The 12,984-nt window shown below is 70.2% G+C and carries 11 protein-coding genes; 9 read left to right on the top strand and 2 right to left on the bottom strand.

The window, feature by feature from the left end; translation table 11 throughout:
- Positions 1-45: 45 nt before the first annotated feature.
- Positions 46-1,362 carry a PucR family transcriptional regulator gene (locus ACIQBL_RS35335; RefSeq protein ID WP_401949343.1) on the bottom strand — a complete coding sequence of 439 codons (1,317 nt, stop codon included), beginning with the start codon at positions 1,360-1,362 and terminating at the stop codon, positions 46-48.
- 143 nt (positions 1,363-1,505) lie between these two features.
- Between ACIQBL_RS35335 and ACIQBL_RS35330 the strand changes: the two genes are divergently transcribed.
- The 5 genes from ACIQBL_RS35330 to ACIQBL_RS35310 all read left to right on the top strand — a co-directional run bounded on the left by ACIQBL_RS35330 (position 1,506) and on the right by ACIQBL_RS35310 (position 6,151).
- On the top strand, positions 1,506-2,486 hold the full coding sequence (locus ACIQBL_RS35330) for a proline dehydrogenase family protein (RefSeq protein WP_401949340.1): 981 nt from the start codon (positions 1,506-1,508) through the stop codon (positions 2,484-2,486).
- 172 nt (positions 2,487-2,658) lie between these two features.
- The gene (gene pruA / locus ACIQBL_RS35325) at positions 2,659-4,290 is read left to right on the top strand and encodes an L-glutamate gamma-semialdehyde dehydrogenase (RefSeq protein ID WP_401949337.1); all 1,632 of its coding nucleotides are present in this window, start codon (positions 2,659-2,661) and stop codon (positions 4,288-4,290) included.
- A 37-nt stretch (positions 4,291-4,327) separates the two neighbouring features.
- On the top strand, positions 4,328-5,188 hold the full coding sequence (locus ACIQBL_RS35320; protein ID WP_401949334.1) for an alpha/beta fold hydrolase: 861 nt from the start codon (positions 4,328-4,330) through the stop codon (positions 5,186-5,188).
- A gap of 24 nt (positions 5,189-5,212) precedes the next feature.
- Positions 5,213-5,752, top strand: coding sequence for a GNAT family N-acetyltransferase (locus tag ACIQBL_RS35315; protein ID WP_401949331.1), 540 nt, complete (start codon positions 5,213-5,215; stop codon positions 5,750-5,752).
- A 267-nt stretch (positions 5,753-6,019) separates the two neighbouring features.
- On the top strand, positions 6,020-6,151 hold the full coding sequence (locus tag ACIQBL_RS35310; protein WP_089098576.1) for a hypothetical protein: 132 nt from the start codon (positions 6,020-6,022) through the stop codon (positions 6,149-6,151).
- Between the two features lie 58 nt (positions 6,152-6,209).
- On the opposite strand, the gene ACIQBL_RS35305 is transcribed toward ACIQBL_RS35310, so the two are convergent.
- Complete coding sequence (locus ACIQBL_RS35305) at positions 6,210-7,769, bottom strand: purple acid phosphatase family protein (protein WP_401949328.1); 1,560 nt, start codon at positions 7,767-7,769, stop codon at positions 6,210-6,212.
- Positions 7,770-7,912: 143 nt separating this feature from the next.
- Here ACIQBL_RS35305 and ACIQBL_RS35300 point away from each other — a divergent pair, with 143 nt between their 5' ends.
- The 4 genes from ACIQBL_RS35300 (at position 7,913) to ACIQBL_RS35285 (ending at position 12,831) form a co-directional block, all read left to right on the top strand.
- Positions 7,913-8,956, top strand: a complete 1,044-nt coding sequence (locus ACIQBL_RS35300) for a 3-isopropylmalate dehydrogenase (RefSeq protein WP_356056615.1) — start codon at positions 7,913-7,915, stop codon at positions 8,954-8,956.
- A gap of 265 nt (positions 8,957-9,221) precedes the next feature.
- Entirely contained in the window at positions 9,222-10,310 is a 1,089-nt protein-coding gene (locus ACIQBL_RS35295) for a branched-chain amino acid aminotransferase (RefSeq protein WP_401949326.1), read from the top strand.
- Positions 10,311-10,522: 212 nt separating this feature from the next.
- Positions 10,523-11,515, top strand: a complete 993-nt coding sequence (locus ACIQBL_RS35290) for a hypothetical protein (protein ID WP_401949323.1) — start codon at positions 10,523-10,525, stop codon at positions 11,513-11,515.
- Positions 11,516-11,529: 14 nt separating this feature from the next.
- Positions 11,530-12,831, top strand: coding sequence for a KamA family radical SAM protein (locus ACIQBL_RS35285; RefSeq protein WP_401949320.1), 1,302 nt, complete (start codon positions 11,530-11,532; stop codon positions 12,829-12,831).
- Positions 12,832-12,984 lie beyond the last annotated feature (153 nt).

The following is a 12,984-nucleotide window of genomic DNA, read 5'->3' as shown; positions in this document are numbered from 1 at the left end:
GACCCCGCATGCCTCGATGTCCGACATTCCCGCCGGGGGTGAACTTCAGCGCAGCCGGGCCCCTTTGAGCGCCATGTGCAGCAGCAGCCGGTCCTCTCCGTCGTCCAGGTCCAGTCCCGTCAGCTGTTCCACGCGTGACAGCCGGTAGTACAGGGTCTGGCGGTGGATCCCCAGCTCGGCGGCCGTCAGACCGGCCTGGCCCGCGCGGTCCAGGTACACCTCGGCGGTGCGGACGAGTGCGTGATGGGCGGGGGCCAGCAGGGTCCGTACGGAGGGGTCGTGGGCGATCTCCGAGGGCAGCGCCGTCAGTAGACGGTACGGCCCGATCGTCGCCCAGGTGGCCACCGGCCCGTGTCGCGGCTCTGCCAGCGCCGCCCGCGCCGCGGCCGAGGCCTCCTGCCAGGCCACGCCGATCACCGCCAGCCCGAGCCGCCCGCCGGCGACCCCCGCGGCGAACCCGCCGCCCCGGCCCCGGCCCGCCCGGCCCGCCCGGCCCGCCCGGCCCGCCGCACCGGCCTCCGCCGCCTCGCCGCCTCCCGGCTCACCCGGGCCGGCCGCTCCGCCGTGCGTGGCCCGGGTGCCGGAGGCCCGTTCGAGCAGACGGGTCGCCGCCGAGGTCGCCGGCGTCAGGACGTCCGCGGAACGCAGCCGTACCAGCACCGCCAGGCACTGGCCCCCCTCCGCCCCCCACGGCACCGTGCACAGCGCCGTCGCGTGCGGCACCGTACGGGCCGACGGGGCCTCGTCCGGGTCGGCGGTCGACGGCCAGGGGGCCACGCAGACCACCGTGTGCGGGCCCTCGCCGCGCGGGCCCAGCGCCGTACGCAGCGCGGCCACCGCCATGTCCCGCTGCCAGCCCCGCTCGGCGGTGAGGACGGCCCGCAGCTCGCGCGTGAGGTCGGCGCCCGCCTGTGCCTCGTCCGCGAGGAGCGCGCCGATACGGGCCGTCACCTCCATGGCCGCGTCCAGCTGCGGGGCGCCGGGCCCCGGGTCGTCGGTCAGGAGCCAGACGTAGCCGAGGACGACGCCCCGATGGCGGACGGGGAGGCAGATACGGCCCCGGTAGACCCCGGCCTCCGGGGTCGGCGGGATGCGGACCGGGCCGGTCGCCCGGGTGATGCCGAAGCCCTCGAACCAGGTGCGGATCGCCGCCGTGGAGCGCCGGGTCAGGATCGAGCGGGTGCGGACCGGGTCCAGTGCCGACGGGTCCAGGTCGCCCTCGCCGTCGTAGGCCCCGAAGGCGATCAGTTCGAAGTCACGGTTCTCCAGGGTCGCCGGGGCGCCGAGCAGCTCGGAGATCTCGTCCACGAGCTCCTGGTAGTCGCCTCTGGAATCGGATGTCACCCGGGCATTCTCCCGCATTCCCGCGCCGGTTCCCGGCCGCCTTCATACATCTGTCTGAGATCTGCGGCACGGATGCGTGACAGCTGTCGATGGCCGACGATCGGAGACATCCCTAGGTTTCACGGTGGTTCCCCGTATGTTCGACCGCCTGGAGGTGCCCCGTGCTGGGTCCCGTGATTCTCGCCGCCTCGCGCAGCGATCAGATGCGCCGGCTGATCTCGGCGGCGCCGGTGACCAAGCAGGTCGTCGACCGCTTCATCCCCGGCGAGACCGTGGACGAGATCGTGCCGATCATCCAGGACCTCACCGCCAAGGGCCTGGAACTGACGATGGACGTCGTCGGCGAGGACATCACCACCCCCGAGCAGGCCGCCGCCGCCCGCGACGCCTATCTCCTGCTCGTCGAGCGGCTCGCGGAGCTGGAACTGGGCCCCCGGGCCGAGATGTCCATCAAGCTGTCCATGTTCGGCCAGTCCCTCCCGTCGCCCACCACCACCCTGCTCGAAGGGCCCTCCGGGCCCGCCCCTGCATTCCACGGCGGTCACGAACTCGCCCTCGCGAACGTCCGGCCCGTCGTCGAGGCCGCCGCCGCCATCGGTACGACCGTCACGCTCGACGCCGAGGACCACACCACCCTCGACTCGATGTTCGCGATCCACGAGGAGCTGCGGAAGGACTTCCCGCAGACCGGCTGCGTCATCCAGGCCTACCTCTTCCGCACCGAGGCCGACGCCCGCCGCCTCGCCGAGGCCGGCAGCCGCGTCCGGCTGGTGAAGGGCGCGTACAAGGAGCCCGCCGAGGTCGCGTACCAGCAGAAGCACGAGATCGACAAGGCGTACGTCCGCGTCCTGCGGATCCTGATGGAGGGCGACGGCTACCCGATGATCGGGTCCCACGACCCCCGCCTCATCTCCATCGCCCAGGAACTCGCCCGGCGCGCGGGCCGCAAGCTCGACGAGTACGAGTTCCAGATGCTGTACGGGATCAGGAGCGAGGAACATCTGCGGCTCGCCGCCGAAGGCCACCGCATGCGCGTCTACACGGCCTACGGCACGGACTGGTACGGCTACTTCATGCGGCGCCTTGCGGAGAAGCCGGCGAATCTGCGCTTCTTCGCCCGCAGCATGCTGACCAGGGGCTGAGAGATGACGCCCGCGCCGAGGTATTTCTGCCGGGGGTCCGGGGGTTGTCCCCCGGGAAGGCACAGCATGCGGCGCCTCGCGGAGAAGCCGGCCAACCTCCTCTTCTTCGCACGATCCACCCTCACCAAGGGCTGACCGAACACCCGCTCACGTACAAGGAGTTACGGAACTCATGGACGCTGTGACCCAGGTCCCCACCCCCGTCAACGAGCCGGTGCACGGCTACGCGCCCGGTTCTCCCGAGCGTGCCCGTCTGGAGGCCAAGCTCAAGGAACTGGCCGAGAACCCGATCGACCTGCCGATGACCGTCGGCGGCGAGCGGCGGATGGGCGGCGGCGAGCGCGTCGACGTCGTACAGCCGCACAACCACAAGGCGCGGATCGGGACGTACGCCAACGCGACCCGGTCCGACGCCCAGGACGCGATCGACGCGGCCCTCGCCGCCGCGCCCGCCTGGCGCGCGATGTCCTTCGACGACCGCGCCGCGATCATCCTGCGCGCGGCGGAGTTGCTGTCCGGCCCGTGGCGGGAGACCCTCGCCGCCTCCACCATGCTCGGGCAGTCGAAGACCGCCCAGCAGGCCGAGATCGACTGCCCCTGCGAGCTGGTCGACTTCTGGCGCTTCAATGTGAAGTACGCCCGCGACCTGCTCGCCGAGCAGCCCCCGGCGAACTCCCCGGGCGTCTGGAACCGCCTCGACCACCGCCCGCTCGAAGGCTTCGTCTACGCGATCACCCCGTTCAACTTCACCGCGATCGCGGGCAACCTGCCGACGGCGCCCGCGCTGATGGGCAATGTGGTGGTCTGGAAGCCGAGCCCGACGCAGACCCATTCCGCCGTTCTGCTCATGCGGTTGCTGGAGGAGGCCGGGCTGCCCAAGGGCGTCATCAACCTCGTCACCGGCGACGGCATCGAGGTCTCCAAGGTCGCCCTGGAGCACCGGGACCTGGCCGCCATCCACTTCACCGGGTCCACCAAGACCTTCCAGTACCTGTGGAAGACGGTCGGCGCGAACATCGAGAAGTACCGCTCCTACCCGCGCCTGGTCGGCGAGACCGGCGGCAAGGACTTCGTCGTCGCCCACCCGAGCGCGGACCGTGCCGTGTTGAAGACGGCGTTGACCCGGGGTTCCTTCGAGTACCAGGGGCAGAAGTGCTCCGCGACCTCCCGGGCGTACATCCCGGCGTCGATCTGGAACTCCGGTTTCAAGGAGGAATTCGCCGCCGAGGTCGAGTACTTGACCATGGGCGACGTCACCGACCTCTCCAACTTCATCGGCGCGGTCATCGACGAGCGCGCCTTCGCCAAGAACAAGGCGGCCATCGACCGCGCCAAGGCGGACCCCAACTGCACGATCGTGGCGGGCGGTTCGTACGACGACTCGGTCGGCTGGTTCGTCCGCCCGACGGTCGTCGAGTGCAGCGACCCGGCCAACGAGGTGTTCACCACGGAGTACTTCGGCCCGTTCCTCGCCGTGCACGTCTACGACGACGAGAACTACGACGAGATGCTGACCCAGATGGAGTCGGTCTCGGACTACGCGCTGACGGGCTCGGTCATCGCGGGCGACCGTGCGGCGGCGGCGTACACGATGGAGAAGCTGCGCTACGCGGCCGGCAACTTCTACATCAACGACAAGTCGACCGGCGCGGTCGTCGGCCAGCAGCCCTTCGGCGGCGGCCGTTCCTCCGGCACCAACGACAAGGCCGGCGCCCCCCAGAACCTGATGCGCTGGACCCTGACCCGAGCCATCAAGGAGACCCTGGTGGCGCCGACCGACTACACCTACCCGCACATGGGCTGACAGCCACACAGTGCCCGCAGCGGGCAGACTCCCCGTCATGACCTCAACCCCTCTGCGGAACACGGCGGTTACGGCGGACGACGGAGTACGGCTGTGGGCCTCCCGGTCCGGCCGTGGCACACCCGGCACCACACCCCTGGTGCTGTGCCACGGCGGACCCGGACTGTGGGACATGTCCGAGGACGTGGCCGCGATGTTCGACGACCGTGCCACGGTGGTCCGTTGGGACCAGCGCGGCTGCGGCCGGTCCGAGCCCTGCGCGGGCCCGTGGACCACCGAGCGGTTCGTGGCCGATCTCGACGCCGTACGACGGCACTTCGCGCTGGAGCGGCCCGTGCTGCTCGGCCACTCCTGGGGCGCGTCGCTCGCCCTGAGCTACGCCCTCGCCCACCCGGACCGCGTCGCCGCCCTCGTCTACGTCAGCGGCACCGGCATCGGGCCCGACGCCGACTGGCACGACGCCTACGAGGAGAACCTCCTCGGGCGACTCGGCGAGGATCCCCAACGGCTCGCCCGCTGGCGGGAGTTGCCCGACGAGAGCCGTGACCGGGCCGTGCTCCAGTGGTCGGCCGAATTCGTGGACCGCGACCGGGCGATCGAGCACGCCGAGCGGATGGCCGACCCCTGGTTCCCGATCAACTTCCCCTGCAACAAGGCCCTGAACGCCGAAGCGAAGCAGACCACCGGCACCCCCGCCCTGTACGCCGCCTGCCGGGCCCTCGACGTGCCGGTCGTCATCGTGGACGGTGCCCAGGACATCCGGCCCCGCTCGGCGGTCGACTCGCTCGCGCGGGCGCTGCCCCGGGTGCGGCGGGTGACCCTGCCGGCGGCCGGGCATCTGCCATGGGTCGAGGACCCGTCCGGATTTCGCGATGCGGTGATGACGGCAGCACTCTGAGCCGTCGTCTCCGATACTGACCCCGTGACCATCCGTATGCGCACCGCCCACACGGCCGACCTCACCCCGGCCGACCTCCGCGCCGCCCGCGAACTGCTGGACGCGGCCTTCGGCGGCGACCTCACCGACCAGGACTGGGAGCACGGCCTCGGCGGCGTGCACGCCCTGCTCGCCGACGACACCGGGCTCGTCGCGCACGGCTCGGTCGTCATGCGCCGGGTGCGGTATCGCGGGCGCTGGCTCCGGGTCGGGTACGTGGAGGGGGTCGGCGTACGGCCCGACGCGCGGCGCCGGGGACACGGCGGGCGGGTCATGGCCGAGCTGGAGCGGATCGTCGACCACGCCTACGACGTCGGTCTGCTCGGCGCGAGCGACGACGGCGCCCGTCTCTACACCGTGCGCGGCTGGCGGCTGTGGGGCGGCAAGATCTCCGCCCTCGGCCCGGACGGCATCGTCCACCTGCCCGAGGAGGAGGACAGTACGTACGTCCGCCCCGCACTCGCCGGACCTCTCGACCTCGGCGAGGAGCTTCTCTTCGACTGGCGTGACGGGGATGTGCTCTGAGGTAGCGACGCATTTTGTGAAACCGCAGGTCAGCGACCTGTGACTCGTTTCACCGTCTCAGATAGTAGGAAGTCCGAGTAATTGTGGAGACAGATGCGCGGCCCTGTCCTAGCTTTGTAGGAGCCGAACGTCTCGCTCGACCAAGCGAATGGCGGCCGTGAGCCGGGCATCGCGCAGGCAATCCCTGCGGCCCACTGCTCCCCGCCCCCTCCGGCGTCTCGTAACCCCCTTCCGCACTCCAGGAATTATCGAAGGAGTCGATTCTCCATGGCCGAGACGACCGTCCGCCGCCGCGTCCGCCACGTGTCCCGCACGAGCGAGTCCGAGCGCAAGAACGCCGCCGCAGCTCTCCAGCGTGCCCTCGACCGCCGGGACAACGGCGGCGAGACCGGCCACTGAGCCGCAGTAACACCACCCACCAGCCGGGAGCCGCGCCCGTACGGGGTGCGGCGCGGTCTCATCGGCCGCGCCGCACCTCGAAGTGGTCGATGCGCCTGCCGTTCTGGTCCAGCGCCGACACCTTGAGCCGGGGCGTGCCGCCGCTCTCCGCCTCCACCGCGAGGAGGGAGAAGCCCCGGTAGCGCACCCGCGACCACTCCACCGTCTCCGCCCTCGCGTGCTGCCCCTTCGCCCACTGCGCGGTGTCGATCGCCCCGTGCCGGGTGACGTGCCCCTCGTAGCTCTCCTTGACGCCCGCCGGGAAGCCGTACAGATCCCGGCCGCCGCCGCCCGCCGTGACGTAGACGATGCCGTCCTTCGTCGGATCGGTGGAAGCACCGATGGGCACCGCCCTGCCGACCGCGCCGTCCTTGACGGCGTCGGTCCGCTCGTAGACGTGGTTGTGCCCGTTGATCACCAGGTCCACCTGGTGCTTCTTGAACAGCGGCAGCCACTCGGCCCGTACCCCGCCGTCCGAGGCGTGCGCGGAGGTCGAGTACGCGCAGTGGTGGAAGAAGACCACGAGGAAATCGATCCCCTTGGTCGCCCGCAGGTCGCGCAGCCTGCCGTCCAGCCACTTCGTCTGCTTGCCGCCGGTGTAGCCGAGGTTGGCGGTGATCTCGTACGACACGTCGTTCGCGTCGAGCGCCACGACGCCGACGTTGCCGTAGACGAAGGAGTACACGCCGGGCGCGTGCGTCGGGTCGAAGCCGTTGTCCGGGAGGGACCAGCGGGCGAGCTGGCCGCCGTAGCCGTCGGGGGAGTACCAGGCCTCCATGTCGTGGTTCCCGGTCGTCACCATCCACGGGACGGACCGGGAGACGCCCTCGTTCTGCTTGAGGAAGAGGTTCCAGTACGTCGGGTCGTAGCCGTCCGTCTTCTTGCCCTGGCCGTTGGTGTCGGCGTAGCAGATGTCACCGGCGTGGAGGTGGAAGGCGGGGTTCTGGCGCAGGACGACGTGGTCGTTGGTGGCCGCCGCGTTGCTCACGCCCTGGTCGCCGAAGGCCGTGAACACGAACTTCTCCGGGCTCGCCGGCGCCGTACGGAACGAGCCGATCGTCGAGCGGTGGGCCGGGGCGGCCGGGTCGAAGCCCTCGTGGCCGACGCCGTAGTAGTACGTCGTGCCGGGGCGGAGGCCGTTCAGGGCCGCGTGGACGTAGTACTGCTCGACGGCCGGGCGTACACCCGTCAGCCCCGGAGTGTGCAGGTCGCGTACCTCGGCGGTGATCCTGCGGCCGAGGTCGTCGGGCTTCGTCCCGATGCGCACGTACGGCTCCTTGACCGCGAACGGCACCTGCCAGGAGACCCGCATCGCGGTCTTCGGGTCGGCGCCGAAGGCGAGATGGCGGCCGAAGGGGGTGACGGCCGCGCCGGGGACCTTCGACGTGGCGGGGGAGGCCGACTTCTGGGCGCCCGTCGCCGTACCACCGGCACACCCCGTCAGCAGCCCGCCCGCCACCGAGCCCGCCGTCACCAGGGCGCGGCGCCGGGACAGCTTGGTGCGCAGGTACTCGTACTGCTCGGCCATGCTCATCCGGGACGCGAGGTGTTCCGGGATGCCGACATCCGGTGTCTCCATGTCGATGAAACTCCCCCAGCAGTCCAACGGCCTCCCGGCGCAAGGGTGAACGCCGGTCGAACGGTCGACACCGTACCCCCGAGACGCGTCCGCATCTTGGACACCCCATGTCATCCCATGGGACGAGGAGTACGGTGACGGGCATGTCTCGCAGCATCGATCTCGCAGTGATCCCCGGTGACGGCATCGGTCAGGAAGTCGTGGCCGAAGGTCTCAAGGTCCTCTCCGCCGTCCTTCCGCAGGATGTGAAGCTGGAGACCAAGGAGTTCGACTTCGGCGCCCGCCGCTACCACGCGACCGGTGAGACCCTCACCGACGCCGACCTGGCCGCGCTGAAGCCGCACGACGCGATCCTGCTGGGCGCGATCGGTGACCCGTCGGTCCCGTCCGGTGTCCTTGAGCGGGGCTTCCTGCTCAAGCTGCGCTTCGCCTTCGACCACCACGTGAACCTGCGGCCGAGCAAGCTGCTCCCGGGCGTGGCGACCCCCCTCGCCGGTGAGCCGGAGATCGACTTCGTCGTGGTCCGCGAGGGCACCGAGGGCCCGTACACGGGCAACGGCGGCACCATCCGCAAGGGCACCGAGCACGAGGTCGCCACCGAGGTCTCCGTCAACACGGCCTTCGGTGTCGAGCGCGTCGTCCGCGACGCCTTCGCCCGCGCCCAGGCCCGCCCGCGCAAGAAGCTCACGCTGGTCCACAAGAACAACGTGCTGACCTTCGCCGGCCACCTGTGGACGAACGTCTTCAACAAGGTCGCGGCCGAGTTCCCCGAGGTCACCACCGACTACATCCACGTCGACGCGGCGACGATCTACCTCGTCACCGACCCGGCCCGCTTCGACGTGATCGTCACCGACAACCTCTTCGGCGACATCATCACCGACCTCGCCGCGGCCGTCTCCGGCGGCATCGGCGTCGCCGCGAGCGGGAACATCAACCCGTCCGGCGAGTTCCCCTCGATGTTCGAGCCCGTGCACGGCTCGGCCCCGGACATCGCGGGCCAGGGCAAGGCCGACCCCACCGCCACGGTCCTGTCCGTCGCCCTCCTGCTGCGCCACCTCGGCTACGACGCCGAGGCCGTCCGCATCGAGGAGGCCGTCTCCGCCGACCTCGCGGAGCGCACCGGCAAGCCCGCGCGCAGCACCACCGAGATCGGCGACGCGCTCGCCGTACGAGTAGCCGGCTGACCCCGCGCCCACTCGAAGAACTCTCGTAGTCTTCCGAAGCCGCCGGGTCGCATATGCACCCGGCGGCTTTTCTTATGTCCCCGCCGGGTGCCACCATCATCCCCCGGGTCGCATTCACGCCGTTTTCGTCCACGGTCCTCCCCGCGCGATAATCGAACGCGGAGCCGCGGAATGAGGCAATGCTCGGACGTCCTAGCACTGGCCACTGGCAGTGGAGGGGCGTGAGCGCGGCCCGTCACACACAACCGGTGAAGGACAACCACTCATGACGACGCCCACGATCGAGCTCAAGCCCTCGGCCTCGCCACTTTCCGCCGCCGAGCGCGACGCGATTCTGGCGAACCCCGGGTTCGGCCGCCACTTCACCGACCACATGGTGACGATCAAGTGGACCGAGGGCCGCGGCTGGCACGACGGCCAGCTCGTGCCGTACGGCCCCCTCTCCCTCGACCCGGCGAACATGACCCTGCACTACGCGCAGGAGATCTTCGAGGGCCTCAAGGCGTACCGGCAGGCCGACGGCTCCGTCGCCACCTTCCGCCCCGAGAAGAACGCCCGCCGCTTCCAGACCTCCGCGCGCCGCCTCGGCATGCCCGAGCTGCCGGTCGAGACGTTCATCGAGGCCTGTGACGTGCTGGTCCAGCAGGACCGCGACTGGGTCCCGGCGCACGGCGGCGAGGAGTCCCTCTACCTCCGCCCGTTCATGATCGCGACCGAGGTCGGCCTGGGCGTGAAGCCCGCCAACGAGTACCTCTTCCTGGTCATCGCCTCCCCGGCCGGCGCCTACTTCCCCGGCGGCGTGCAGCCCGTCTCCATCTGGGTCTCCGAGGACCACGTCCGCGCCGTCCCCGGCGGCATGGGCGACGCCAAGACCGGCGGCAACTACGCCGCCTCCCTCCTCGCCCAGGCCGAGGCCGCCGAACAGGGCTGCGCCCAGGTCTGCTACCTCGACGCGGTCGAGCGCAAGTGGGTCGAGGAACTCGGCGGCATGAACCTGTACTTCGTGTACGGCGACCGGATCGTCACCCCCACCCTCACCGGCTCGATCCTGGAGGGCGTGACCCGTGACTCCCTCCTCACCCTGGCCCGCGACCTCGGCTACCAGCCGGAGGAGGGCCGGATCTCCGTCGAGCAGTGGCAGCGCGACGCCGAGAACGGCACGCTGACGGAGGTCTTCGCCTGCGGTACGGCCGCGGTCATCACCCCGGTCGGCACGGTCAAGCGCACCGGCGCGGAGTGGACGCAGTCGGGCGGCGAGCCCGGCGAGGTCACGCTGAAGCTCCGCTCGGCACTCCTCGACATCCAGCGCGGCGACACCGCGGACAAGCACGGCTGGATGCACCGGCTGGGCTGAGGTCGAATTCCGGCCAGCGGTCGGTAGTTCGTTCGACGCGTAGCGCCTCCCCCGCTTGGGTATCCACTGATTCCGCGAGGGGGGAGCGCGCTCTGCCGTGCGCGGGCGCGGCCGGGGAGGGAGCGCGGGTGAACGGACGAACGCCGTCGGTGAGGCCGCCGCGCCGGCTGCTCCGCGCCTTGCGCACTCCGCGCCGCCCGCAGAGCCTCACTGTGCTCCTCCTGCTCGCCGCCTGCGCCGGACTGTTGCTCTGGCTCGCCAAGCGCATGGACAACTTCAGCGAGAACCTCACCCTCAACCTGGGCACCGACATCGTGGGCGTCGTCATCACCGTCTTCGTGATCGGCCCGCTGATCGCCCGAGCCCAGGAGGGCCGGGTCCGCGAACACCCCCGGCTTGACTATGAGTGGTTCAGCGCCCAGGTCCACGGCTCGATCTCGAACGTGAAGGTGCTGGACACCTTCTCCAACCTCTTCGGCCCCCAGTACGCCGAGCGTTTCTTTCGCGGTGTCAAAGAGGCCACTGGGCATGGTGCCCGAGTTCAGATCCTGCTACTCGATCCCGATTCCCCCGCCGTCATCCGGCGCAGTCTTGAACTGGGCCAGCAGGATTCCGTCGTTCGTCTAGGGATCCTGAGCAACATACGTATCCTGGAGCATTTCGCTCGCCGACTTGACGACGTATCCCGCCCGCTGATGGAGGTGCGGCTGTGCTCGACGTCCCCGGGTGGCACCCTGTACCGATGGGACGACCGCTGCCTGGTCTCCTTCCTGACCATCGGCCGGCTCTCCGGCGAGGGCGTCCAGCTGGAGGTCGCGGTGCGATCCCCACTGGGCACGTTCTTGGAGCAACGCTTCGACGAACTCTGGCAGCAGGGCAAACTGGTGGAGCAGTTCATACACATGCCGGTGACCCTGGTCGACGCGGCAGACGGGCGGCGGGAGTTCAGCTGCCGGTTCGTATCCGTCGAGGGCGTTCTGTATGTCCCCGGATACGACCTGGTCTCGTACCTGGCCCGCCACCCGCCCGACCAACTCTCTGCGTTCAGCGAGGCCTTGGGCGTGCCGGGTGCCCATCAACTGATCGTCGTCGATGACGAGAGTGACCTGCATGAGCTGCTGAGGCAGCACTTCGCGGACAAGTACGGTGCGTTGGAGACTACGTTCTTTGAGCTGAGGCCGCCCACGGTCCTGGCCACGGAATAGAGGCCCCGGCACACATGAGTTCAACGCACCGCCCCCGATTTCGCGCCTTCACCCCCCGCGACCTGGACGGCCTGCTGAAACGCGTGTCCCTGTCGGCCGCCGAGCGGCTCGCCCTGCGGGCCGTCTCCACGGTCCTGCCGTTCCGTACGAACACGTATGTCGTGGACGAGTTGATCGACTGGTCGGCGGTCCCCGGCGACCCGATCTTCCGGCTGACGTTCCCGCAGGCCGGGATGTTGCCCGAACCCGACCTCAAGCAGATGGCCGACCTCCTCTCCCAGGAGGCACCCAAGGCCGAAGTCCTGCGCGCGGCCCACGAGATCCGGATGAAGCTGAACCCGCACCCCTCGGGCCAGCTCGACGCCAACGTGCCCGTGCACGAGGGCGAACGCCTCACCGGCCTCCAGCACAAGTACCCCGAGACCGTGCTGGTCTTCCCGCGCCAGGGCCAGACCTGCCACGCCTACTGCACGTACTGCTTCCGCTGGCCGCAGTTCGTCGGCGAGTCCGAACTCCGCATCGCCACCGACGACATCACCACGACCACCGCCTACCTCCGGGCCCACCCCGAGGTCACCAGCACCCTCATCACGGGCGGCGACCCGTTGGTGATGAGTACAGAGGTCCTTCGCCGCTACGTCGACCCCCTCCTGGAGATCGACACGGTCCGCTCGATCCGCATCGGCACCAAGTCCCTCGCCTTCTGGCCGTACCGCTTCACGACCGACCGGGACGCCGACGACCTGCTCCTCCTCTTCGAGAAGGTGGTGGCGAGCGGCCGTCACCTCGCCCTCATGGCCCACTTCACGCATCCGCAGGAGGTGCGCCCGCCGGTCGTACGGGAGGCGATGCGCCGGGTACGGGGCACGGGCGCGGTGATCCGCTGCCAGGGCCCGCTGGTGGCCGGCATCAACGACAGCGCAGAGGCCTGGGCCGAACTGTGGGACGAGACGACCACGCTCGGCGCGGTGCCGTACTACCAGTTCGTCGAGCGCGACACCGGCCCCCAGGGCTACTTCGGCGTCCCGCTGGCCCGCGGTCACCAGATCTTCCGCGACGCCTACGCCCGCGTCTCCGGCCTCGCCCGCACGGTCCGCGGCCCGGTCATGTCCGCGATGCCGGGCAAGGTCTGCGTCGACGGCGTCGCGGAGATCGCCGGCGAGAAGGTCTTCGTGCTGCATCTGATCCAGGCCCGCGATCCCGCCCTCGTGGACCGCCCGTTCTTCGCGGCGTACGACGAGAGCGCGACGTGGTTCACCGACCTGAGGCCGGCGTTCGGGGCGAGCGAGTTCCTGCCGGGGTTGGAGCCGGGGTGACCGGCCTGAACGGCCTCGTCCTCACACTCCCCCAGAGGGGGCACCCCCAGACGGGCTGAGAGCGCAGGGCGCGACCGTCCAGTGGCCCGTGCACGGAGGCGCCCAGAAATGATGAGCCCCGCCCGGTTTAGAGTGACGTTCAATGCAAACCAG

The sequence above is a fragment of the Streptomyces sp. NPDC088350 genome, assembly GCF_044753545.1.
Taxonomy (GTDB): Bacteria; Actinomycetota; Actinomycetes; order Streptomycetales; family Streptomycetaceae; genus Streptomyces.
The sequence above is the reverse complement of the archived record's forward strand: the minus strand, read 5'-3'. Positions and strand labels throughout refer to the sequence as shown.